The following is a 24,330-nucleotide window of genomic DNA, read 5'->3' on the forward strand; positions in this document are numbered from 1 at the left end:
GAAATGCTTAGTCGTACCGCAGACAACCTTTTCTGGCTGTCGAGATATGTCGAACGGGCCGAAAACATGGCCCGCCTGATGGAGATGGGCTATCGCATGGCGCTGATGCCTGCTGTTGTTGATGGCAACCGGTCGGAATGGGAATCGGTTCTTTCGGCATCGGGCTGTGCGGCGGGTTACGACCCTGACGCACCGTTGCGTCAGGAAGAAGTCGCCAATTTTCTGATCTTTAACCGCGACAACCATTCATCGATCATCAATTGCTTTGAATATGCACGCGCCAATGCGCGCGCGATGCGTACCGCCATCACCGCAGAAATGTGGGAGGCGCTTAACAATGCCCTGATGGAACTGCGGCGCCCGTCGATGCACAATCTGGTCAAGAACGAACTGCCGGAATTCATCGACTGGGTCAAAAAACAGGGCGCGCTGTTCCGCGGGGCCACCGATTCAACGATTTTGCGCAATGACGGCTATGACTTTATCCGTCTTGGCACCTTTATCGAACGCGCGGACAACACCGCACGGCTTCTGGACGTCAAATATTATGTCCTTCTGCCGGAAACCAGCATGGTCGGCGATGGTGTCGATAACTATCAATGGACAACGGTTTTGCGTGCGGCATCGTCGCTCCGCGCGTTCCACTGGGTCTATCGTGATGATTATTCACCACATCGCATTGCTCATTTCCTGATTCTTAATCCGTTCAGTCCTCGATCTCTTGCGCATTGTTCCGAACAGATTACCCAGCATCTTGAAAGGCTTGCCCGCCATTATGGTCAACGCCACAGCGTTCATCGCCAGGCGGTCGAGATGTATTCCTTGCTGACGCAAAGTGACATGGACGAGATCTTCTCAGGCGGGTTGCACGAATTCCTGACCGACTTCCAGGGACGCAACCGTATCCTGTCGCTTGCCATTGCTGACGCATATCATTTCGGGGGGCAGTAAGATGCGCTTGACCGTCGAGCACAAGACCCATTACCGCTATGAGTATCCGGCCTATCACGCGGTGCAGAGCCTTAAACTGACGCCTGCCGAATTCGAAGGCCAAAAGATCCTGAGATGGTCGATCACAGCCGAAGGCTGCAACATCGGTGCGGAATTTACCGATGGCAATGGCGATATAATCAGCACCCTGACATCAAACGGCCCGGTCGAGGCGATTGAAATCGTCGTCACCGGCGAGGTCGAAACCACTGATACCGCAGGCGTTTTGCGCGGCCACAAGGAACGCGCCTTTCCGGCCGTATTCCTGCGCACGACGCCCATGACCAAATCCAGTGCCGCCATTCGCAAGCTTGCCGACAAGGTCGCAAAGAAAACCAAGGACGGCACAGTGTTGGAACTTGCGCACGGTCTTACCGCGGCGGTCGCAGATGCCATTGAATATGCGCCGGGTACAACCCATGTGCACACAACGGCTGCCGATGCGATTGCTGATGGCAAGGGCGTTTGCCAGGATCATGCACATGTGCTGATCTCGGCGGCACGCCATCTTGGCATTCCGGCCCGCTATGTATCGGGATATCTGTTTGCCGATCATGAAGGCAAACCGCATGAGGCATCCCATGCATGGGCGGAGTTGCATCTGCCAGAGTTCGGCTGGGTCGGGTTTGATCCGGCCAACAAGTGCTGTCCGACGGATAGTTATATCCGGCTTGGATCAGGACTTGATGGTCAGGTCGCCACCCCGATCCGGGGCGTACATACTGGTGGCGGAAACGAAGATTTGGATGTAACAGTCGTCATTGCGCAGTCACAACAATAGTCGGACTACAAAAAGATGACCTACTGTGTCGGGTTGATGCTGAACGAAGGGTTGGTTTTCCTTTCGGACACGCGGACCAATGCGGGCCTTGATAACATTTCACGTTATCGCAAGATGTTCACCTGGGAAGTCGCCGGGGAGCGCGCGATTGTTGCGCTTTCAGCCGGCAACCTTGCCATTACCCAAGCGGTGATGAGCACCTTGCACGAGGCCATTGACGATCCCGAAACCGAGCCGGGCAACTGCATCCTGAGCGCACCAAGCATGTTCCGCGTCGCCGAACTGGTTGGCGAAGCCATGCAGAAGGTACAGCTGAAATACCACGACACTCTTGAACAGCATCATGAAAGCAGTGCTGCCTCGATCATGATTGGTGGACAGCGCAAGGGCGGTGATCAACGCCTGTTTCTGGTTTATGCCGCGGGTAATTTCATCGAAGCCACATCCGATACGCCATACCTTCAGATTGGCGAACACAAATACGGCAAGCCGATCCTTGATCGGGTGATCACGCCCGATACGCCGATCCAGGACGGGGTCAAAGCGGTATTGTTGTCGATGGACTCAACGCTTCGCTCCAACCTGTCGGTTGGTATGCCACTTGATCTGGCTGTTTTGCCGGATGACGCTTGCAAATTTTCCGAAATCCGCCGGATCGAGGCCGAGGACAGGGGCTTCCGCGCTCTGTCTGACGCCTGGTCGAATGCGCTTCGCGATGCCTTTGCCGACATGCCCGACGAACATTGCGATATCGCCGCTGAATAGATGCGATAACCACGAATACCCAAAGCCGGGCCCAACAAATGGTCCGGCTTTTTGTTTGCGGATGTGCCGACCTTATCGGTGGCGATGAAGCGATCCTTCAACTCGGGCCAGATGACTGTGATGACTATGATGGCGATGGGTCAGAAGCCGATAGACCCAAACATTGATACAGCCCGCCACCACAAACCAGCACAGCGCATATCCCCAAACCACCAGCGCGTGATACCAGCCAATCGCTGGCACAAACCAGCCATAGACAGCCGCCAGCGTGCCGATGATCTGGGTTATCTCGGTTGCCAGAAACAGCTTCATGCTGGGATAGGGTTTTTGCCAGAAAAACCCTTTGTGCCTGGTCAGGTAAATCGTCAGATGCCCCGCCACCAGAAGCTTGAGAAACACCAGTGTCTGGACTTCTTCCGGCGGCAAGTGCAGCCAGGTTTCCGACACCCAAAGCAAGGCAAAGGATGATGTCACGCCGATAGCACCCAAAAGGGATGCCATGGTCAGGGTGTTGCCCATATTCCATCGCACCGGGTGTTCGGCAACCTCGGCATTGTCGTAGGCAATCATCATGATCGGGAAGTCATTGAGCAACGCCAGCAACACGATCATCACCGCCGTGACCGGGTAGAAATCAAACACCAGAATCGAAATCGTCATGAACAGCAGAACCCGGATCGTCTCTGAAATCCGGAAAGTGGCGTAGCTGCCCATGCGTTCGAAAATACGCCGCGATTCTTCAATTGCGCTGGTAATCACCGAAATACCCGGCGCGGTCAGAACAAGATCGGCCGCCGCACGCGCCGCATCGGTGGCATTTGAAACCGCAATGCCGATATCGGCCTGTTTTAAGGCAGGGGCATCATTCACCCCGTCGCCGGTCATGCCGACAATATGGCCGCGGTCCTGAAACTGACGGACAATCGCGTATTTATGTTCAGGAAAGACGCGGGCAAAGCCATCTGCCTGCTCGATCATTACCTGATCAAGTGCGTGATTGTTGCGATCAAACACCGCATCTGCGGGCAGGATGTTTTGCCCCAATCCAAGCTGGCCGGCGACTTCGCGGCCAATCGCCTCGTGATCGCCGGTGATCATCCGGATATCAACACCCTTGTTGCGCAGTTCCGCAATGGTTGATGCCGCGTCCTCACGCGGCGGATCAAACAGCGGCAACAACCCCAGAAACTGCCAGTTGCCGTCTTTATCGGTGCGGGCGACACCAAGCGCACGGTATCCGTGCTCTGCCATGGTTTTGATCGCATCCATCACCGCACGGTAGGCCGCGACACTTTCGATATCCGATATCTCATCCTCACACAGCAAAGCCAAAACCGCCTGCGGCGCCCCCTTGGCGACCATGATGGTCTGGCCATCATGCGTAACCTCCGCTTCGGCCCGTTTGCGTACCGGATCAAACTGCCGAAAACTGGTGATGTCATAGCCATCAAGCTTTGCGCGATTGCCAAGGATGGCAAAGACCGCGCTATCAATCGGATCGTGGCTGTCGGCCTCTGATGCCAATGCGGCGGTACGGATAAGATCGCATTCATCCTTGGCATCAATCAGGACCGGGGTTCCGACGGTTAAATGGTTTTGCGTCAATGTCCCGGTCTTGTCAGAACAAAGGATATCCATCCCGGCCAGTTCCTCGATCGAGACAAGGCGCGACACAATCGCCTTCATCCGCGCCAGCTTTTCCGCCCCCACCGCGAGTGTCACCGAAAGAACCGCTGGCAAGGCCACCGGAATTGCCGCCACCGCCAGGATCAAGGCAAACAGCAAGGTTTCCATCAACGGATCGCCACGATGCAAGGCAACCGTCATGATCAGTGCAATCAGACCCAGCGTGATCAGGATCAGGAAGTTGCCAATGCGTAGAACCGCGCGCTGAAAATGCGATTGTTTACCGGCACCTTTGACCAGACTTGCCGTCCGGCCAAGATAGGTCGCCATGCCGGTCGCGGTGACCATGGCCGTCATCTGCCCCTGTCGGGCAATGGCGCCGGAAAAGACCTCGTCCCCGATTTTCTTATCAATCGCCAGCGACTCACCGGTCAGGGCAGACTGATCGACACGCAAATAATCGCCTGAAAGCAGCTTGGCATCGGCCGGAATGATATCGCCAAGCTTGATGCGGATGATGTCGCCCGGCACCAGTTCACGGGCCGGAAGATCCGACCAAGCGCCATCGCGCAACACGCGTGCATCCGGGGCAAGGCGCTGTTTGAGCGCAGCGATGGCGTTGTCTGCCTTGAATTCCTGCCAGAAGCCAACCCCGGCATTAAGCACCAGCATCACCATGATGATCGCAAAGTCCGACCAATGCTGCACAACAGCCGAAAGGATGGCGGCAACTTCGATCATCCACGGGATCGGCCCCCAAAAGAACGACAAAAGCTTTTTAAGCGCGCTGATCTGATCATCCTTCAGGCGATTTTCGCCGAACTTCTCAGTCCGCCTTTTTACCTCGTCTTGTCCAAGCCCGGTTTTCGGGTCTGTCTCAAGCAGGGACGGGTCAATGTGGGGGTTATCGCGTTTGGCAGTTTGTTCCATCATGATGACACCCTCTGAGCCGCTGTTGGCAATTTGGGGAACTGCAATGTTTCTAGAGTATATTGCAGCGCACAACATTGTTGCATATCAATCAGGTCGACAAATCAGGTGTCACAAATTATCTATAAAACATGACAAAGACCACCACAGACACCACGGTCGCGGGTCGCATTACCCGGGCGCTGGCGGAACGGATCATTTCGGGCGAATTCGCACCGGGCATGAAACTGCGTCAAGACCACTTCGCCGAGGAATTCGGCGCCAGCCACGTTCCGGTGCGTGAGGCGTTTCGTCGGCTGGAGGCGCAAGGCCTTGCGGTCAGCGAACCTCGGCGTGGTGTCCGGGTTGCCAGCTTTGATGTCGCCGAGGTACGCGAAGTCGCGGAAATGCGGGCGTCCCTCGAAGTTCTGGCACTACGCCAAGCTGCCCCGCATTTGACACCTGAAATTCTTGATGTGGCAGAGGCCCATAATCGCGCAGGCGAAAATGCCACTGATGTCCAAGGCTGGGAACAGGCCAACAGGGCGTTTCACCGTGTCATCCTGGAACCTTGCGGCATGCCTCGGTTGCTTACGACGATTGATGATCTGCATGCCGCCAGTGCGCGATTTTTATTTTCGGGCTTTCGCATGGAATGGGAAGCCCCGACCGATCAGGACCACCGCGCGATCCTTGCCGCACTGCGCAGCAATCAGATTGATGTTGCTGCCGCCACCCTTGCCCGACATGTGAAATGGATTGGCAATAAATCCGGCAAAACGGCGCGCCCGCAAACCCCTGCCTGACGACACGTCCCCGACGTGAAATTTTCTCCATGCCTGCCCGGTTTACGACCCCAAAGGGGCGGAACGACGCACGAAGGCGCCGATTCAGAACGACACGCACAGAAAATGCGCGTCTCAGCCGTCCCTATTGCGCTCAAACCGCTATTTTATAGATAATATTTATTATTTAAAATCAGTGCATTATCCAAGACAGATGTGGATTCCGCGAAGAATCACACCTTTCTTTCGATTTTGCAGTTGATTTCAGCACTCGATCCCGGCGTAATTATCATAGAAACCGTCATTTTATAGATAATTTGAATTCAAGGCGTGCCAGAAGGGATCAGTGATTATCTGCCGTGCTGGTAATCAGTATCGAAACGGATGCTCGAAATCGCCTCGCACCGTGATCCTGCTCTGCCAGAAAGGCGTTTCTGGCAAGCCTTGTCGGGTTCAACCCCCGAACCCGTGCCGCCCGCACGGGTTTAATTGGCGAAGCTCTCTATCCGTGGGGGCTTCGCCACTTTTCTTTCGTGATGTCGGGAGAGTTTTTGGCGCCAGCGACGCGCCGACGGTGCAGTGGCTTAGTTCGCCTCTGCAGTCTCGCGCGGCTGATAGATAAAGCCGTGGGCTGGATACATGCTTCCGAATGTGCCAAGCGTGTTCATCATCCGCACTTCGGACCAGTCATTGTTGGGGGATACATCAACAACCGGCTGGCGATAATGCACCTTGCCGCGGGTACGCGAATCGCTACCCCAATTGGCATGGTTCACAAGGATCTTGCGGCTATCAAGGATGGCTGAAACCACTGCAACGTGGCCCAGCTTCAGACGGGATGTCTTGCGAAGCGCAAGAACGGCACCGATTTGCGGGCGGTTACCGCGCTGGAAGTTCTTCTGCCCGGCCTGCGCCCACCATGTCCAGGCATCGCCATAAATCTCGATACCGGATACTTCGCGGGCATAAGGAACGCATTGCAGGAACTTGTTGGTCGGGGCGAAACTGTTCAGGCGTGAGGACGGCAGATTGACGCTGGCAAGGGTCTGAACCGTGTCACTTGGCATCGGGCCGGACGCACGTGGTGCCGAATTACCAGTGCTAAAACACGCCGAAAGCAACAAACACAGTCCGACAATACCAAGCAAACGCATCTGGAAATCCCCGATCCTCTCACAATGAGCCACCATAGGTCGGCAGGCCTTAACAATCCTTTACCGCAATGCACCCGAACGCGCCAGCGCCCCGATGCGATAAAGTCGCCAAAGCCCGACACAGGCCGCACACAGGATCAAAACGCCAGAACCACGCGCCGTATATTGAATGTCACCGGCCTCTGAAATCGCGCCAAGAAGTGTCCCGCCCAGCGCCATGCCACCAAAACTGGTCGCACTCCAGAAACTCATCACCCGACCCCGCAGGCGATTATCAACAGTTAGCTGCAAGGCTGTTTGTGATCCCACCCCGACAAGGGTCAAGCCACCGCCCGTCAGGGTGACCAAAGGCACGGCAAGCTCGTACCACGGCGCAAAACCAAGTCCTGTCATGCCGACGGCGGCCGCAAACGCCCCAAGGATAGTCACCCTTTGATAGGCAATAGCATCTGATGAAATCCGCGACAGGATAAAGGTCGATGTCACCGCCCCAATTCCCGCACTCGATGCCAGCATGCCAAGACCCGTGACCCCGCGGTCATAAACCGCCTCGGCAAAGACCGGCATCAGTTCAACCATGCCGGTCCCGAACAGCGAGACAAAGCAGGACAGCGCCAGAACTGATCGGATCATCGGATGATTGAGCGCATAATTTGCCCCGTCGACAAGCGATGTCCAGATACGGCGGCTTTTGGCATCGGGTGCGCGTTCCATATGAATGGTGACCACCGAAATGACAAACACCATCGGAAGATAACTGATTGCGTTAATCATAAAGGCTGCCCCGGTGCCCCAGGTGGCAATCACCACCCCACCAACCGCAGGCCCGACCAGACGTGAGATATTGAAATTCATCGCCGCATAGGCGACCGCGCGATTCATGAAGGCACGCGGTACAATCACCGGCACCAGCGACAACCGGATCGGCGTCATTGCACTGCCAAGAATCCCCATCAATCCGGCAAGTGTGACCATCCACGGTAACGTCATCATGTCGGCATAGGACAGCCCCATCAAAAGGAACGAAACCGCAGCCTGCCCAAGATTAAGCAACATGGCCGTGCGTCGCAAATCGACCCGATCAGCCATCACGCCGAAAATCGGCCCAAGGAAAAAGGCAGGGGCAAAATTAAGCGCGGCAATCACCCCGGTCCAAAGGGCCGATCCGGTCAGAGACCATGCCAGCCACGACATGGCGATTTTCTGAATCCACAATCCTTGTGTCGTGATGCATTGCCCGACAAGAAACAGCACAAAATTCCGATCGGAAAAAATCGATCTTTGTCCGCCATCCTGATCAGTGGCAGGCACACAATCAGGATTGTTTTGGTCCGAGCCTTTGGATGGATGTGGGGCAGGGTCGGGAACAGGCACAAGGCCTCCAATCATGGTGGGCGATCACAAACCGGGTTTGCGGTCATCATATTGGTGGCAGAGGATATGACCGGCCCGGATTTGATGGAAACCAGCGAGCAGACTAGTACGCCGATGTTTCATTATACGAAAGACGTGCCGTTCTGACACCAATTCGTGACAAATCGAAGATTGCACGCCTTCCAAAACCGGGGATTGCAACACATATCTATCTTAACCGACACCTTATAAAAAAAACTGATAAAATCGTCCAAGAAACCAACGTCTTATACTGGGTTAGACCTCCGGCCGGGATATTTCCACGCATGGTTCAGACATTCCGCGATATCGAACGTGAAAAGTTCGCCATCAATCCGAAGACCTGCGAATGGACCCTTCGCGCGATGACGGCTTTGCGGGCCAATATTGACATCAACATCAAGATGCACGGGCCGCGCGACCATCTGTCGCAGGGCGACATTTTCATGTTCAATCACTTCGCCCGGTTTGAAACATTTATCCCGCAATACCTGATCGCGCTTGAAACCGGGGTCTATTGCCGGTCGATCGCATCGGGCGAGTTTTTTGTTCAGGACAATACCTTTTCACGCTATCTCCGGGCGCTTGGTGGGGTTCCCAATAACTATGAACGCCTGTTGCCGTTTCTGGCCGAGGAAGTCCTGCGGGGTGGCAAGGTCGTAGTCTTTCCCGAAGGCGGCATGGTCAAGGATCGCCGGGTTCTGACCGACATACGGCCACACCCCAAACGCCCTGATTACAGCGTCTATTCCAGATCGGCAGATACCAGGCGCGCCCACCATACCGGTGCGGCCTTGCTTGGGCTTTGCATTGATGGCTTCAAGATCGGGCTATCAACCCTGATTGATCGGGGCAAAGCCGACGAACTCAGCCGTTGGGCCGACCTTCTGGAACGCAGTGAAGATGACCTGCGCACAAGCCTTGCCAAGCCGACCTTGATGTTTCCGGCCAACATTACCTTCCATCCGCTGCGCGTTGATCAGAACCTTTTGGCACGCGCAGCTGACATGTTTACCGGCGGGCTGAGCCCCAAAATGGCCGAGGAAATGATCATCGAAGGCAATCTGATGTTCAAGAAGACCGATATGGACATCCGGTTGGGCGATCCGGTCAATCCGCGCGATCAGTTTAATTGGCTGGACCGCAGGCTGCTTGCCAAGCGGGTTGAGCAGGCCACCTGCATTGATGATCTGTTCAAACCGGCCAAGACCCTTGAAAAGATCACCGAACGCGTCCCGCAATTTGCCATCACCCGGCATATCAAGCCGCTGCGCGATCATTGCATGTCGGTGATGTATTCCAATCTGACGATCAATGTCAGCCACCTGGCATCGCGCCTGATCATGATGTGGCTTGAGGATGGCGTAACCGAAGTTGATATAAGCCATTTCGACAGAACACTTTATCTCGCGATCAAGAATATCCAGCAGGCTGAAAACGTCCATCTTCATCGCGGCATGCGCAATCCCGCCGACTATGTCGGTATTTTTGAGCTCAATTGTCCGCAAATCCGCTTCTTTATCGACAGTGCGGTTCAGCTTGGCCTGATTGAACGTCGCGATCAGAAATACTGCTTCCTGCCAAAATTACAGGCCGAGGCAACCTTTGATCAGATCCGCATGGACAACCCGATCATGGTCTATGCCAACGAAATGGCCCCGATCCATGCCGCTTGGCAGGCCCTTGAACGCGCCCGGATCGAGGTCGACCACCTGAGCCCCACCGACATTGCCCATCGCCGCTTTGATGATGAAATTCTGGCCTGGCAGTGGAACCACACCAAGTTCCAGAAACCGAAATATGACGCAATCAACGCCCAAGAAACCGCCACTGCTGACAGCCGCCCCTATTTGCTGCTGCCCAACGGGCAGACGCGCTTTGCCTGTGGGGTGTTGCTGGTGCATGGCTTTCTGGCATCTCCAGCAGAGCTTCGCGAACTGGGCGAAAAATTTGCCGCCTTGGGTCAGGCGGTGATGGGGGTACGGCTTGCCGGGCACGGCACATCACCTCATGAGTTGCAAAAACGCAAATGGACCTATTGGCTGGCATCCGTGCGGCGCGGCTATGAAATCCTGGCCCCGTTTTGCGATCAGGTGATCATTGTCGGGTTTTCAACCGGCGGGGCGCTATCCGTCATTCATGCCGCTGATAAACCGGAAAAACTGCGCGCCCTTGTCCTTGCCAGTACGCCGCTTAAGTTCCGCAATCGCAATCTGATGTTTGTGCCACTGCTTTATGGTGCGAACAAACTGATGGGATGGATGCCATCCGCGCAGGAACTTCTCAGTTTCCGGCCCAACGAATCCGAGCATCCCGAGATCAATTATCGCAACATTCCGATCGGCGGACTGCATCAATTGCGCCAGACCGTGGCCGAGATGCAGCGGCGCCTGCCGGATCTCGATTGCCCAACCCTGATCCTGCAAGGTGATGGCGACAAGGTCGTCGATCCCGCCAGTGCGACCATGATCCGGCGTCTGGCAACCAACGCCAGCGACATTGATGTCCAGATGCTGAAATCCGATCGTCACGGCATTGTTAACGAAGACATCGACGGCGCACATGACCGGATTATCGCCTTTGTGCAAAGCCACTGCGACCTGCAGGACGCTCATACAGAAGCCATCCCCGCAGAGTGATACTGCGCTCTGTTTTTCTTGACGAAAAATCTTACGCATCATAGTTTGGATCCATGGATACAAACATGATCACAACAGCACTTCGCGAAGAGATCGAAGCTGGTAGCTTGCCCCCCGGTACGGTGCTTAAGCAGGAAAATCTCGCTGCGCGCTTTGGCGTAAGCCGCCAGCCGATTCGCCACGCCCTTGAACGGCTTCACGAATCCGGTTTGCTCGAAAAACGCCCGGATAGAAGTCTTGCGGTCACTGGATTGCGCAACAAAGACGTACAGGAGCTTTGTCAGATTCGCATTTCGCTCGAGATCAGTGCACTTGAGCTGTCTGCACCTAACCTGAGCCCATCAGCACTGCGTAAGGCGCGTCGCCTGAACAAAGATCTGTTTGAAGAAGAAGATCCCGACATGCTGGCAGCGCTTGATCAGGAATTCCACGCGACCCTGTATGGCGCATGCGGCAATCAAAGGCTGCTGTCGATGATCGATGGATTTCGCGGAGAGGCCAAACGTGCCTACGCCCTGCAACCCAAGGGGTCACGACCGCGAAGCGCGTTCTATGAAGAACATGAGCAGATCCTCGCCGCCCTTGAGGCCGGGGACATTGCGACCGCGCGTAAGGTTTTGACCACCCATATCGGTGTCACTGCCGGAAGCCTGATCCCGATTGATAAGTCCTGAAGACCGAGGAGCCCCACCATGAGCAGTTTTGGCGCAGAAGTCATCTGGACGCGCAAGGAATGCGAAACTTTCACCGATCGTCGCTATTCGCGCGGTCATATCTGGCGGTTTGACGGCGGGGTGGAAGTCCCGGCATCCTCATCGCCACATGTGGTGCCCCTGCCCTATTCGGTCGAAGAAAATGTCGACCCCGAAGAAGCCTTTGTCGCCGCCCTTTCAAGCTGCCACATGCTGTTCTTCCTGCATTTCGCATCCGATGCGGGGCTTTTGATTGACGGCTATGTCGATGATGCCAGCGGCATCATGGAAACGATGGATGGCAAGACCATGATCACCAAGGTCACCTTGAAGCCAAAAGTCACCTATGGTGGCACAGCACCTGATGTTGCGCTTGAGGATGAGCTGCATCACCGCGCCCACGAAGCTTGTTTTTTGGCCAATTCGGTCAAGACCGAAGTCCTGACCGAGCCGGTCCGCTAAACACAACTTTTGCAAACAGCCTAAGCTTCCAACGGTTTTTGCGCGCAGATGGCATAGCGATGCTGTGCGCCGCGTTCCAGGCCCTTGGCGAAGCTGATGTGTTTTTTCTGCGCGCTGTGAATGCGTTTCAGATCGAAATCCACCGCAATCGGATCGAACCCGGTTTGGCGTAACATGGATGCAACATCTTCGGCACGTGCCCCGTTTGAAAAATGCACGCGGGCCAGAATATCTTGATGGGTCTGCATCTGTGCAATCGCCTCGACCGGTTTTCGCAAACCAAGGGTTTCAAGGAAACCCGCCATCGCCTTGTTGAATTTCGTCGCCCAGGTTGGGGAGACAAAATCACCATCAACCACCAAAAGCTTCCCACCGGGTTTAAGAACCCGGAACCATTCGGCAAAGGCAGTAGCGGGATCAACCAGCGTCCAGACCAGATGGCGGGTGACGATCACGTCATAGCTGTTATCTGCTTCAAGGGTACTTTCCGCATCGCCCAGCAGGAAAGTGATTTTTGATCCGCGTTCCCTTGATTTGGCGCGCGCCTTTTCAAGCATCGCCTCCGACCAGTCCATGCCGGTCACGTTAAATCCAAGATCATGCATCAGATGGCTGATAACCCCGGTGCCACTTGCCAGATCAAGCGCCTTGCGCCCGTCGCCCTTGCCAAAATGACGCTCAAACAAGGTATGCCACGCGCTGCGTTCGGCTTCTGAGAAAATCTCGTGCCCGGGCTGCTCGTCGAAGGTGGCCGCGCGCATCGACCAATATTCCTTGATCTCTTCGCGCAGGTTGAAGTTGCTGGCCTGATTCATGGTCTTGATGCTCTCTTGACGGAATACCCGGATTTCTGCGGGCTAGTTAAATCTCACAGCGATAATTGCGCAATCACTAAAAACAAATGATTTGCATTATCATTGCGAAAAAGATTGATTTTCATTCTCAATAACTGATAAATCGCTCGACAGGCAATCCTAATCTGAGGGAACGGGAATGAAATTTTTGGGTGTATTTGCTGCTCTGACCATGCTGGTCACAGGCACCGCACAGGCAGCAGAATCGGTCACGGTGACCGACGTTACCGGACGTGAAGTTACAGTCGAAGTACCAGTTCAGAAGGTCATTCTGGGCGAAGGCCGCCTGATCTATGGTCTGGCGACGCTCGACAGTGAAGACCCGTTCCAGCGCGTTGTCGGCTGGCGCGATGACCTGAAAAAGGCTGATCCGCAGACCTATGACATCTATGCTGCGAAATACCCGCGCATTGATGACATTCCGACCTTTGGCGGCATTAAAGACGGCACGTTCGACATCGAACAGGCCATTTCGGTTAATCCGGATGTCGTGATCATGAACCTTGAAGCCAAGGCTGCCACCGAAGACGGCGGTTTTGACGAAAAACTCGCCGCTGTCGGCATTCCGCTGGTCTATATCGACTTCCGCGAAGCGCCGATGAAAAACACCGATACCAGCATGAAGATCCTTGGCCAACTGACCGGCAAGGAAGATCGTGCGGCCGAATTCATCAAATTCCGTTCTGACAGCATCAAGAACGTGACCGATCGCATTGCCAAGGCAAATCCGGAAAAACCGCAAGTCTTCATTGAACGTGCTGCGGGTTATTCCGATGAATGCTGCATGTCGTTTGGTAACGAGAACTTCGGCACCATGGTCGAAATGGCTGGCGGCGTGAACATCGCGGCATCCATCATCCCGGGCACCTTTGGCACGATCAACCCGGAACAGGTTGTGGCCTCCAACCCCGATCAGTTCGTTGGCACCGGTGCCAGCTGGGAAGCCTATTCCCCGGGTGGTGCATGGGTCGGTCTTGGCCCGGATGCCGATATGGTTGAAGCACGCCGCAAACTGGTTGGCTTGATGGAACACCCGGCCTTCACCGGCATCAAGGCGGTCGAAAACGGCGAAATTCACGCTGTCTGGCACCAGTTCTATAACAGCCCGTACCAGTTCGTAGTGATCGAACAGATGGCAAAATGGTTCCACCCGGACCTGTTTGCCGATATCGATCCGGAAGCAACCTTCAAGGAACTGCACGAACGCTTCCTGCCGCTGGATTACCAGCCGGGCTACTTCATCTCGATCAGCGATACAGCCGCAAACTAATGACGACCAACCAACTCAGTATCGAAGCCGGGAGCGTGCATTACAAGGCACGCTCCCTGCGTCGTTTCATGCTCCTGCTTGCAATGGCGGGCGCATTGTTTCTTTCATTTGCCATTGATCTGGCAACGGGTCCGGCGAACTATCCGTTATCAGACGTGATCGCCACCCTGCTTGATCCTTCGTCGGCGACTGATCAGTTACGCGTGGTGATCTGGGATATCCGCATGCCGGTCGCCCTGATGGCGTTGACCGTGGGCGCGGCGCTGTCGACCGCTGGCGCACAAATGCAGACAATCCTTGCCAATCCGCTGGCAAGCCCGTTTACGCTGGGCATTTCGGCCGCCGCCGGGTTTGGCGCGGCACTGGCACTTGTACTGGGGGTCGCCCTTCTACCGGCCTTTGTTGAATTCATCATTCCGCTCAATGCCTTCATCATGGCGATGGGCACGGCCCTGATCATTCATTTCTTCAGCCGCATGCGTGGTGTAACGGTTGAAACCATCGTGTTGCTTGGCATTGCGCTGGTCTTCACCTTCAATGCGCTTCTGGCCCTGTTGCAGTATCTGGCAAGTGAACAGGCCCTTGCGGCTGTTGTCTTCTGGACCATGGGGTCACTGGTCAAGGCGACCTGGACCAAGGTGGCGGTCACCGCCATCGCGGTCGTTATCGCCATTCCGCTGTTTGCCCGTCAGGCATGGGCACTGACCGCCCTTCGTCTAGGCGATGCCAAGGCGGAAAGCTTTGGGGTGAATGTGCAGGGGCTTCGTCTGCGCACCATGCTGATTGTCAGCCTTCTGGCCGCCATTCCGGTTTCCTTTGTCGGCACCATTGGCTTCATCGGGCTTGTCGGGCCGCATATTGCCCGCATGCTGGTGGGTGAAGATCAACGCTTCTTCCTACCGGCATCAATCCTGTGCGGTGCCCTGATCCTGTCGGCAACGTCCGTGTTGTCAAAGCTGCTGATCCCGGGCGCCATCCTGCCCATCGGGGTGATTACCGCCCTTGTCGGTGTACCCTTCTTCTTCTCGCTGATTTTCGCAAGTCGGAGGAAATCATGGTAACGCTGCGTCTCGAAAATATCGGAACCCGTTATGGCAAGGTGCAGGTGGTATCTGACGTTACCACCCCGACCATCCAGCCAGGCACCGTAACTGCCGTCATCGGCCCGAATGCGGCCGGAAAATCCAGCCTGTTTCGCCGCGTGGCCGGCCTTGCAAAGGGCGACGGTATTGTTGATCTCGGATCACACCGCAAGGAACGCAATACGATTTGTTATATGCCTCAGGATACTGGCTCAACCGCGGTGCTGTCGGTCTATGAATCGATCATTCTGGCCGCCAAGCAGGGATCAAGCCTGCGCGTCCGGGCAGATGAACTGACACGTATTGACGATATTCTGGCCGCCCTTCGTATTGGCGATCTCGCGGCGCGTAACTTGGGCGAACTTAGCGGCGGGCAACGCCAGTTGGTCGCCATTGCCCAAACGTTGGTGCGTGATCCGAAAATCCTGTTGATGGATGAACCGACATCAGCCCTTGATCTACATCGCCAGATGGAAGTCCTGTCCTTTATGCGCGATGTTGCCAAGGGCCAGAACATCATCGTCCTGATCGCCATTCACGACCTGAACCACGCCCTGCAATATTGCGATCAGGCCATGGCCATCCGCAATGGCAAAATGGTCGCGTTCGGTCCGTGTTCTGATGTCATCGATAGCGACCTTCTGCGCGATGTCTATCAGGTTGATGGGCATGTCGAACTCAATTCGCTTGGCCATCCGCATATCGTCCTGCGCGGCCCGAGCGATGAAACCAACAGTCGGCACAATACGGCCACGGCCCGCAAGACCCTGACGGAGGTCGCACAGGCTGCACAATAGAAAGGCGCGCCTTTCCCTGTGATTAAAAACTTTGCATTTGAGGCATTTTCTGGTTCCATGGACAAATGATGATCATGCATCGCAACAGCGTCATGTTTGGCGCTGTTTTCCTTTGCGAACAGGGGCAAAAATCCCTGGCGATGTCTTTCATGCTTCAGGAGGCAGAACTTGCAGACCGGCGCGCCATTCAGTTTTGAACGCTTTACCTTTCCCGACCTGAAAACCCTGTTGGCAAAGGCAAGCCCGCTTCGGTCCGGCGATTTGCTGGCGGGGCTTGCGGCAAGTTCGGATGAAGAACGGGTGGCAGCGCGCTTTGCGCTGGCCGATGTGCCGCTTAAACAGTTTCTGACCGAGGCACTGGTCCCCTACGAGGACGACGACGTCACGCGCATGATCATTGATGATCATGATGCAGATGCCTTTGCACCGGTTTCCTCGATGACCGTCGGTGATTTTCGCAACTGGCTTCTGACCGACGATGCGACCCCCGAAGCACTTAAACATCTGGCCCCCGGCCTAACGCCTGAAATGGTCGCGGCGGTGTCAAAACTGATGCGCAATCAAGACCTGATCGCGGTTGCCAAGAAATGCCATGTCGTGACCGCCTTTCGCAATACGGTCGGCCTGCCCGGCCATCTATCAGTGCGCCTGCAACCCAACCATCCGACCGATGATCCCGCGGGTGTTGCGGCCTCGATCCTTGATGGTCTGATGCATGGTAGCGGCGATGCGGTCATTGGCATCAACCCGGCCACTGACAGCCCGGAAGCGATGATTGAGCTTCTCAAACTGATTGATGAGGTTCGCGAACGGATCGATATCCCGACCCAGTCGTGCGTTTTGGCCCATGTCACGACGGCGATTGATGTTATGGCGCGCAATGCCCCGGTTGATCTGGTGTTCCAGTCGATTGCCGGCACGCAAAAGGCCAATGAAAGCTTTGGCATCACCCAGGCCATGCTGGCCGAGGCCGAAGACGCCGCCAAGGGGCTTAAGCGCGGCACGGTCGGCAACAATGTCATGTATTTTGAAACCGGGCAGGGTGCTGCGCTTTCGGCCGATGCCCACGAAGGCATCGATCAGCAAACTGTCGAGGCGCGTGCCTATGCAGTGGCGCGCAAATACTCGCCGCTTCTGGTCAATACCGTGGTCGGCTTTATCGGCCCGGAATATCTGTTTGATGGCAAGCAAATCACCCGCGCGGGGCTTGAGGACCATTTTTGTGGCAAGTTGCTTGGCGTGCCAATGGGCTGTGATGTTTGCTATACCAACCATGCCGAGGCCGATCAGGATGACATGGACAACCTGCTGACCCTTCTGGGCGTTGCTGGCTGTAACTTCGTCATCGGGGTGCCCGGTGCGGATGACATCATGCTCAATTACCAAAGCACGAGTTTCCATGATGCGATGTATCTGCGCTCTGTGCTGGGTCTGCAACCGGCCCCGGAATTTGCCGCCTGGCTGCGCAAGATGGAAATCCTTGATCAGCATGGCCGAACCCGTCCACAACTTGACGGGCAGGCAGCGCAAAACCTTCTGGCATGGTCGGGGGCCGCTTAAATGAGCAATCTGACCAACAAGAAAATCCCGAGCGGCCTTGATCCCTGGAACACACTTCGTGCCCATACCGATGCCCGTATCGGCCTTGGCCGGGTCGGCGACGGGTTGCCGACCGAACGGTTGCTTGAATTCCAGATGGCGCATGCCCGCGCCCGGGATTCTGTGCATATGGCCTTTGAACCCAACTCCGTGCGCGACCAGCTTGATGGGCTTGACCACGCAGTCCTTGATGTCCATTCCGCCGCACCAGATCGACCGACCTATTTGCAGCGACCCGATCTTGGCCGATTGCTGGACGAAGACTCTGTTGCAGCACTTGGCAAGCATGCCGGGGACTATGACGTTGCGTTCATTCTGGCCGATGGCCTTTCAGCCCGCGCCACCCATGACCATGCGGCAAATACCTTGAAGCTGATCCTTGATCACTTGGGGGAAAGCTGGTCTGTCGCCCCGATCACACTGGCCACCCAGTCACGTGTCGGATTGGGGGATGAAATTGGTGCGGCACTGGGTGCCAAGCTGACAGTGATGCTGATCGGCGAACGCCCGGGGCTTTCGAGTGCAGATTCACTTGGCTGCTATCTGACCTGGGGGCCAAGGCGCGGGCGATCTAATGCCGATCGCAACTGTGTTTCCAACATCCGTTCGGCGGGCTTAACCCCGGAAAAGGCTGCGAAAAAGATCGCTTATCTGATGGTCGAATCGCGCAAGATGGGTCTGTCTGGTGTGGCGCTTAAGGACAACTCATCCAACCCGGAACTGATCGAAGGCTAGGGTTCGCGTATTAGCCGAAATTGCGCCTAGACCTTAAGTGCCTCAAGTCCGTCTGCCACCATCACCGGATCAAACTCGGTGATGTGGTAATCGGCGAGATCATGCTGGTGAAACGGATCGTGGGTCAGTTCATCTTCCAGTGCAGCACGATCCCCCTTGGCAAGGATAAGCCCGCCATCGCGCGGGATCTTGCGCCCGGATGCCAGAAACATACCCTTTGCATAGGCCTGCTTTAGCCACGCGATATGGTCTTCGATATGCGCATCGACCTGTTCAAGCGGAACCTTGTAGTTCAGCGAGACAACGAACATTGCTGATTTTCCCTGTTAGATTCTAAGGGTTGGGTTTACGCACAATCTGGCGTTTCGACGCTGATCACAAATCACATTTTGGCGATCAAGCAGCTTTATGCACCGTCCGTTTTGCTCCCCATCCGGGTAAGAAGACGTTCGATGCGATCTGCATGGGCGGCTTCCACGCGGGCCAGGCTTTCAAACCATGCAGCGATATCTTCTAAGCCCTCTTCACGCGCGATGCGGGCCATTTCGGGATAAGCCGTTTCGGCCTCGTCCTTTTCCTGCGCGATGGCCGCTTCAAGGTTCAGGCGAGTGGTGCCCAATTCTTTGCCAGTCAACGGATCGCCCGCTGTTTCAAGAAATTCCAGATGGCCGAATGCATGGCCGGTTTCGGCTTCAGCCGCGGTGCGAAACAGCTCGGCTGCCTCGGTGTAGCCTTCGATGTCGGCCTGCTGGGCAAAGTAAAGATAACGACGATTGGTTTGTGCCTCGGCGGCAAAGGCCGCGCGCAGGTTTGCCTCGGTACGTGTTCCCTTAAGCGCCATGTGCGCTGTTCCTTGTTATTGTTCGCCCAATACAGCGTTGTTGTATGAGCCAAAGTCGCAAAAAATAAGGCGGCAAAACCAAGTGGTCTTGCCGCCCTTTATGTGTCGTGAAATCCGCCACCGTCAAGCAGAGCAGGGGCAATTGCACTGATCAGGTGTCAGATTTCATCTGCCTGTCACCTGCGCAAGGCTTGCGCAAATAACGGCTGCGCGATGTCTTAGGCTGCGTCCTTCGCCGCCTGGTTGCGACGCAGTCGGAATACCAGATCAACCGATGCCAGTTCTGTGCCGTTGGGCATGTTCGGAATGTTGGCGATCTTGACGTCACCTGCCGGAATGTCAGACAGCATGCCGTCTTCTTCACAATAGAAATGGTAATGCGGTTCGGTGTTGGTATCGAAATAGGACCGACCCGAATCAATCACGATTTCATTGAGAAGGCGCGCATCAGTGAACTGGTGCAGCGTGTTGTAAACCGTTGCCAGCGATACCTTGATATTGTTGCTCATGGCTTCGGAATGCAGCTGTTCTGCTGTGACATGACGATGGCCGTCATCAAACAGCAAACGTGCCAGTGCCAGACGCTGACGCGTCGGACGCAGATTGGCATCCTTGAGCCGGTTAAGCGCGTTGGTATATGGACGCGATGTATGTCCCATAGCTTTGCCCCTTTGTCGTGGTCGGGCCAAAATCATGATGGCCCTAATGAATGCTGGGGACAGACTAAAGAACCCGGACGCGTTGTTCTTTGATTTTGATCAACTATAATCGCGTGATGAAATACTGCGAAATACAAACAAAAAGGGCCGGTAAAAACCGGCCCTTTTTTTATTTGGTCTGATGTCAGGATCAGTCGCCCGTCATGATGCGGTCGACCAGTTCCTTCACAGTCGGAATATTACCGTTGGCGTAGAACGGGTCTTCGCCAAACTTGTAGGCATTGTGACCGGCAAACATCAGTTCATTTTCAACTTTTGCGCCATGGGCAATGCTCTGGAGCGTCTTCTGGATACAGAAGGAACGCGGGTCAGCACGCTTGCCAGTGGTGCCTTCATGCTGTTCCCAGTTGGAGAACTGGCACTGTGACAGGCAACCCATGCAGTCGATCTGATCTTTCTTGATCGTCAGTGCGCTTTCCGGGGTGACAAACACCATGGTGTCATCCGGGGTCGGCATGCCTTCGGTATAGCCGGCATCAAGCCAAGCCTTGACCTTGTCGGCATCGTCTTCACGCACATAGATCGGACGGCCGCGACGGCCCAGCGGAATACCGACATGCAGATCCGCCTCGGCGGTACGCGAATAGCGTACCTGACGATCAGAACGCTGATGCAGATCTTCAAGGAACGCATTGCGCACAGCCGAGCTATAGAAGCCAGTCGGGCTGAACTTATGCAGCGATACGTCGCCATTCTTAAGACTGGTCAGGCGCTGTTTCCATTCGTCGGAAATCTCGCTTTCCTGTGTCAGAAGCGGACGCGTGCCAAACTGGAAGGCCACCGGGGCCACTTCGGGGTTGTCGATCCAGTCTTCGAAATCACGCAGGAACCAGACACCGCCTGCCATGATGATTGGAACATCATTCAGACCAACGGAGTTCATGAATTCACGAAGGGCCGCAACACGCGGGAACGGATCCTCGGGCACCAGCGGATCTTCGGAATTCGACAGACCATTATGGCCTCCAGCGCGCCACGGATCTTCGTAAACCACGCCACCCAGCCATTCCGGGGTCTTTTTATAGGCCCGCAGCCACAATGCGCGGAAAGCACGGGCTGACGAGACAATCGGATAATAGTGAACGCCGTATTGCGCAGAAATCTGAGCAATCTTGTAGGGCATGCCGGCACCACAGGTTACCCCGTGGATCAGGCCTTTGGCACCTTCAAGAACGCCGTGAAGGATCGGTTCGGCACCGCCCATTTCCCACAATACGTTCATGTGCAGACGGCCTTCGCCGTTCCGCATTTCATGTGCGATCTGTGCTTGTGCAATACCACCACGAATGCCGTAGGCAATCAGTTCCTGATGGCGGTCACTGCGGGTTTTTCCTGCATATTCGATCGGGACCAGATTGCCGTTCTCATCATAAGAATCGGCATTCACAGCGGAAAAAGTCCCGATACCACCGGCAGCAGCCCATGCGCCGGAACTTTTACCCGTCGATACAGCAACGCCTTTGCCACCTTCGATAACTGGCAAGACTTCTTTACCCGACATGACGAGCGGTTTAAGGGCTTTCAAATTCGTCTCTCCCATTCGGCCTTTGCCCGCGATGCTATGGCATCGCGCAGAGTGCCGGACGACGTCGCGTTTTTATCGTCGTCCGGCATCCCGTTTGCTTTATTCGGCGTCGCCTGCGTCGAGGTCGGCACCGGTTTCCTGGTCAACACGTTTCATCGACAGTTTGATTTTGCCGCGATCATCGAAACCGATGACTTTGACCTTAACCTGGTCGCCTTCTTTCACGATGTCCGAAACCTGTTTGACACGCTCAGGCGCCAGTTCGGAAATATGAACCAGACCGTCACGCGCACCAAAGAAGTTCACGAATGCGCCGAAATCGACAGCCTTAACGACCTTACCATCATAGATATGATTCAATTCAGGTTCCGCAACGATGGATTTGATCCAATCCACGGCCTGCTTGCCTTTTGCACCGTCGGTATGTGCGACAGTGATCGAACCATCATCTTCAATATCAACCTTTGCACCGGTCTCTTCACAGATTTCGCGAATGACCTTGCCGCCCGAACCGATGACATCACGAATTTTGTCTTTCGGGATCGAGAACTGGGTGATGGTCGGGGCGTTGCCCGAAACTTCACCACGTGCTTCCGGAAGGGCTTTGGCCATTTCACCAAGAATGTGCAGACGACCATCGCGGGCCTGCTTCAGGGCGATCTGCATGATGTCCGGGGTTACCGAGGTGATCTTGATGTCCATCTGCAGCGAGGTAATACCGTTTTCAGTACCAGCAACCTTGAAGTCCATGTCACCAAGGTGATCTTCATCACCCATGATGTCGGACAGAACTGCGAAATCTTCGGCTTCCTTGATCAGGCCCATGGCGATACCCGCAACCGGGCGTGCCAGCGGAACACCGGCATCCATCATCGCAAGCGAGCTTGCGCAAACGGTAGCCATCGAAGAAGAACCGTTCGATTCGGTGACTTCGGAAACGATACGGGTGGTGTACGGGAAGGCATCCTTGCCCGGCATCAGCGGGTGCAGGGCACGCCATGCCAGTTTACCGTGACCGATCTCACGACGGCCCGGCGAACCCATGCGGCCAGCTTCACCAACCGAGTAAGGCGGGAAGTTGTAATGCAGCATGAAGCTTTCACGGTATTCACCGTCCAGCGCGTCAACGATCTGCTCGTCCTGACCGGTACCAAGGGTAACAACAGCCAGTGCCTGGGTTTCACCACGGGTGAAGATCGAGGAGCCGTGCGAACGCGGCAGAACCGAAACTTCGCCCATGATCGGACGAACGTCGGCGCCGGTACGACCGTCGATACGCTTGCCGGTTTTCAGGATCGCACCGCGAACGATGTCTTTTTCCAGATCCTTGATGATCGAGGAAACTTTGCCTTTAAGCGCATCCGGAACTTCATCGCCAAGTTTCTCGACGATGTCTGCCTTGGCAGCAGAAACAGCAGCCGAACGCTCCTGTTTCACAACATGCGCATAAGCAGCGGTCAGGCTTTCGGTGCCCAGCGCAGCGATCTTTTCGACCAGTGCGTCGTAGCCTTCCGGAAGTTCTGCAACGTCACGCGGCTCTTTGGCTGCTTCTTCGGCCAGATCAATGATCAGGTCGAGAACGCCCTGGAACTGTTCGTGACCGAACTTCACGGCACCAAGCATGATTTCTTCGGACAGCTCGGATGCTTCGGATTCAACCATCATCACGCCATCACGGGTACCGGCAACAACCAGATCCAGATCGCTTTCCTTGACCGCTTCGGTCGACGGGTTGAGAAGGTATTCACCATCCTTGTAACCAACGCGGGCAGCACCAATCGGGCCAAGGAACGGCAGACCGGAAATGGTCAGGGCCGCCGAGGTACCGATCATGGCAACCACGTCCGGATCGTTTTCCATGTCGTGCGACAGAACGGTACAAACGATCTGGGTGTCGTTACGGTACTGCGGGTGGAACAACGGACGGATCGGACGGTCGATCAGACGCGAAACAAGGGTTTCTTTTTCAGACGGGCGGCCTTCACGTTTGAAGAAGCCACCCGGGATTTTGCCAGCGGCAAATGCTTTTTCCTGGTAGTTAACCGTCAGCGGGAAAAAGTCGACATCCGGGCGCGGCTGTTTGGCGCCAACAGCAGTACACAGGACAACGGTTTCACCGTAGGTAACCTTGACGGCACCATCTGCCTGACGGGCGATTTTACCGGTTTCGAGAACCAGTTTGGCATTGCCCCACTGCATTTCCTTACGGACGACATTAAACATTATTTTCTCTTCCTCTTACAAACCTCTGGCGGACCCGAAAGTGTACACGAGTTCCGAACACATTACTCATGAGGCTTACATGACAGCGCCATGAGTAATGGGTCCGGCGTAAGCATCGGGTCGGCCCATCCGACCCTGCTTCTCGTGTTCCGATCCGCCGGAACAATAAAAAAAACGACGGCGGAGGTCACCCTCCGCCGCAGTTCGATATCAGCGGCGAATACCGAGGCGTTCAATGACGCTCTCGTAACGCGACTGGTCTTTGCGCTGAAGGTACTTCAGCAGACGACGACGCTGACCAACCATCATGAGAAGACCACGACGGCTGTGGAAGTCGTGGTTATGTTCTTTCATGTGCTCGGTGAGGTTCTTGATCCGTTCAGTCAGGATAGCAACCTGGACTTCGGGGGAACCGGTGTCACCGTCTTTCTGACCGTATTCCTTGATCAGCTCAGCTTTGCGTTCAGCAGTAATCGACATCAGGCATCCT

The 24,330-nt window shown here is 55.4% G+C and carries 22 protein-coding genes; 12 read left to right on the top strand and 10 right to left on the bottom strand.

Annotation, left to right across the window (positions count from 1 at the left end; all coding sequences use genetic code 11):
- Nucleotides 1-3: 3 nt before the first annotated feature.
- Genes DY252_RS00935 through DY252_RS00945 form a run of 3 tightly spaced genes read left to right on the top strand, consistent with a single transcriptional unit; the run spans nt 4 to nt 2,536 of the window.
- Nucleotides 4-951, top strand: a complete 948-nt coding sequence (locus DY252_RS00935; RefSeq protein WP_064788005.1) for an alpha-E domain-containing protein — start codon at nt 4-6, stop codon at nt 949-951.
- 1 nt (nt 952) lies between these two features.
- A complete protein-coding gene (locus DY252_RS00940) occupies nt 953-1,771 on the top strand; it encodes a transglutaminase family protein (protein ID WP_064788004.1) in 819 nt (272 codons plus the stop codon).
- Between the two features lie 15 nt (nt 1,772-1,786).
- Nucleotides 1,787-2,536 carry a proteasome-type protease gene (locus DY252_RS00945; protein ID WP_064788003.1) on the top strand — a complete coding sequence of 250 codons (750 nt, stop codon included), beginning with the start codon at nt 1,787-1,789 and terminating at the stop codon, nt 2,534-2,536.
- A 72-nt stretch (nt 2,537-2,608) separates the two neighbouring features.
- Here DY252_RS00945 and DY252_RS00950 read toward each other — a convergent pair whose 3' ends face one another.
- Nucleotides 2,609-5,095 carry a plasma-membrane proton-efflux P-type ATPase gene (locus tag DY252_RS00950; RefSeq protein ID WP_231959650.1) on the bottom strand — a complete coding sequence of 829 codons (2,487 nt, stop codon included), beginning with the start codon at nt 5,093-5,095 and terminating at the stop codon, nt 2,609-2,611.
- Between the two features lie 128 nt (nt 5,096-5,223).
- Between DY252_RS00950 and DY252_RS00955 the strand changes: the two genes are divergently transcribed.
- Entirely contained in the window at nt 5,224-5,877 is a 654-nt protein-coding gene (locus tag DY252_RS00955; protein WP_064788002.1) for a GntR family transcriptional regulator, read from the top strand.
- Nucleotides 5,878-6,440: 563 nt separating this feature from the next.
- On the opposite strand, the gene DY252_RS00960 is transcribed toward DY252_RS00955, so the two are convergent.
- Nucleotides 6,441-7,010 carry a CHAP domain-containing protein gene (locus DY252_RS00960; RefSeq protein ID WP_063086066.1) on the bottom strand — a complete coding sequence of 190 codons (570 nt, stop codon included), beginning with the start codon at nt 7,008-7,010 and terminating at the stop codon, nt 6,441-6,443.
- Nucleotides 7,011-7,070: 60 nt separating this feature from the next.
- Nucleotides 7,071-8,321, bottom strand: a complete 1,251-nt coding sequence (locus DY252_RS00965; RefSeq protein ID WP_064788308.1) for an MFS transporter — start codon at nt 8,319-8,321, stop codon at nt 7,071-7,073.
- A gap of 368 nt (nt 8,322-8,689) precedes the next feature.
- Between DY252_RS00965 and DY252_RS00970 the strand changes: the two genes are divergently transcribed.
- The 3 genes from DY252_RS00970 to DY252_RS00980 all read left to right on the top strand — a co-directional run bounded on the left by DY252_RS00970 (nt 8,690) and on the right by DY252_RS00980 (nt 12,195).
- Complete coding sequence (locus tag DY252_RS00970) at nt 8,690-11,041, top strand: alpha/beta fold hydrolase (protein WP_064788001.1); 2,352 nt, start codon at nt 8,690-8,692, stop codon at nt 11,039-11,041.
- A gap of 65 nt (nt 11,042-11,106) precedes the next feature.
- Nucleotides 11,107-11,715, top strand: coding sequence for a GntR family transcriptional regulator (locus DY252_RS00975; protein ID WP_231959649.1), 609 nt, complete (start codon nt 11,107-11,109; stop codon nt 11,713-11,715).
- A gap of 18 nt (nt 11,716-11,733) precedes the next feature.
- A complete protein-coding gene (locus DY252_RS00980) occupies nt 11,734-12,195 on the top strand; it encodes an OsmC family protein (protein ID WP_064787999.1) in 462 nt (153 codons plus the stop codon).
- A 20-nt stretch (nt 12,196-12,215) separates the two neighbouring features.
- On the opposite strand, the gene DY252_RS00985 is transcribed toward DY252_RS00980, so the two are convergent.
- Entirely contained in the window at nt 12,216-13,010 is a 795-nt protein-coding gene (locus DY252_RS00985) for a class I SAM-dependent methyltransferase (protein ID WP_064787998.1), read from the bottom strand.
- Nucleotides 13,011-13,188: 178 nt separating this feature from the next.
- On the opposite strand from DY252_RS00985, the gene DY252_RS00990 reads away from it, so the two are divergent.
- The 5 genes from DY252_RS00990 (at nt 13,189) to eutC (ending at nt 18,532) form a co-directional block, all read left to right on the top strand.
- Nucleotides 13,189-14,319, top strand: a complete 1,131-nt coding sequence (locus tag DY252_RS00990; protein ID WP_064787997.1) for an ABC transporter substrate-binding protein — start codon at nt 13,189-13,191, stop codon at nt 14,317-14,319.
- Nucleotides 14,319-15,380, top strand: coding sequence for a FecCD family ABC transporter permease (locus tag DY252_RS00995; protein WP_008888884.1), 1,062 nt, complete (start codon nt 14,319-14,321; stop codon nt 15,378-15,380). The genes DY252_RS00990 and DY252_RS00995 overlap by 1 nt, the downstream gene beginning before the upstream one ends.
- Complete coding sequence (locus tag DY252_RS01000) at nt 15,374-16,198, top strand: ABC transporter ATP-binding protein (protein WP_064787996.1); 825 nt, start codon at nt 15,374-15,376, stop codon at nt 16,196-16,198. Before DY252_RS00995 ends, DY252_RS01000 begins: the two co-directional genes overlap by 7 nt.
- Before the next feature lie 168 nt (nt 16,199-16,366).
- Nucleotides 16,367-17,758, top strand: a complete 1,392-nt coding sequence (locus DY252_RS01005; protein WP_064787995.1) for an ethanolamine ammonia-lyase subunit EutB — start codon at nt 16,367-16,369, stop codon at nt 17,756-17,758.
- The gene (gene eutC / locus DY252_RS01010; RefSeq protein ID WP_064787994.1) at nt 17,759-18,532 is read left to right on the top strand and encodes an ethanolamine ammonia-lyase subunit EutC; all 774 of its coding nucleotides are present in this window, start codon (nt 17,759-17,761) and stop codon (nt 18,530-18,532) included.
- Between the two features lie 26 nt (nt 18,533-18,558).
- On the opposite strand, the gene DY252_RS01015 is transcribed toward eutC, so the two are convergent.
- From DY252_RS01015 to rpsO, 6 genes are all read right to left on the bottom strand, one after another.
- A complete protein-coding gene (locus DY252_RS01015; protein WP_064787993.1) occupies nt 18,559-18,843 on the bottom strand; it encodes a YciI family protein in 285 nt (94 codons plus the stop codon).
- A gap of 95 nt (nt 18,844-18,938) precedes the next feature.
- Nucleotides 18,939-19,373, bottom strand: coding sequence for a rubrerythrin family protein (locus DY252_RS01020; RefSeq protein ID WP_064787992.1), 435 nt, complete (start codon nt 19,371-19,373; stop codon nt 18,939-18,941).
- 218 nt (nt 19,374-19,591) lie between these two features.
- Complete coding sequence (gene irrA, locus DY252_RS01025) at nt 19,592-20,032, bottom strand: iron response transcriptional regulator IrrA (RefSeq protein ID WP_063086087.1); 441 nt, start codon at nt 20,030-20,032, stop codon at nt 19,592-19,594.
- Between the two features lie 190 nt (nt 20,033-20,222).
- Nucleotides 20,223-21,617, bottom strand: a complete 1,395-nt coding sequence (locus DY252_RS01030; RefSeq protein WP_064788307.1) for an NAD(P)H-dependent flavin oxidoreductase — start codon at nt 21,615-21,617, stop codon at nt 20,223-20,225.
- A 99-nt stretch (nt 21,618-21,716) separates the two neighbouring features.
- The gene (gene pnp, locus DY252_RS01035; RefSeq protein ID WP_064787991.1) at nt 21,717-23,840 is read right to left on the bottom strand and encodes a polyribonucleotide nucleotidyltransferase; all 2,124 of its coding nucleotides are present in this window, start codon (nt 23,838-23,840) and stop codon (nt 21,717-21,719) included.
- 210 nt (nt 23,841-24,050) lie between these two features.
- Entirely contained in the window at nt 24,051-24,320 is a 270-nt protein-coding gene (gene rpsO / locus DY252_RS01040; RefSeq protein ID WP_008888875.1) for a 30S ribosomal protein S15, read from the bottom strand.
- Between the last annotated feature and the right edge of the window lie 10 nt (nt 24,321-24,330).

It is taken from the genome of Thalassospira indica, from assembly GCF_003403095.1.
Taxonomy (GTDB): domain Bacteria; phylum Pseudomonadota; class Alphaproteobacteria; order Rhodospirillales; family Thalassospiraceae; genus Thalassospira; species Thalassospira indica.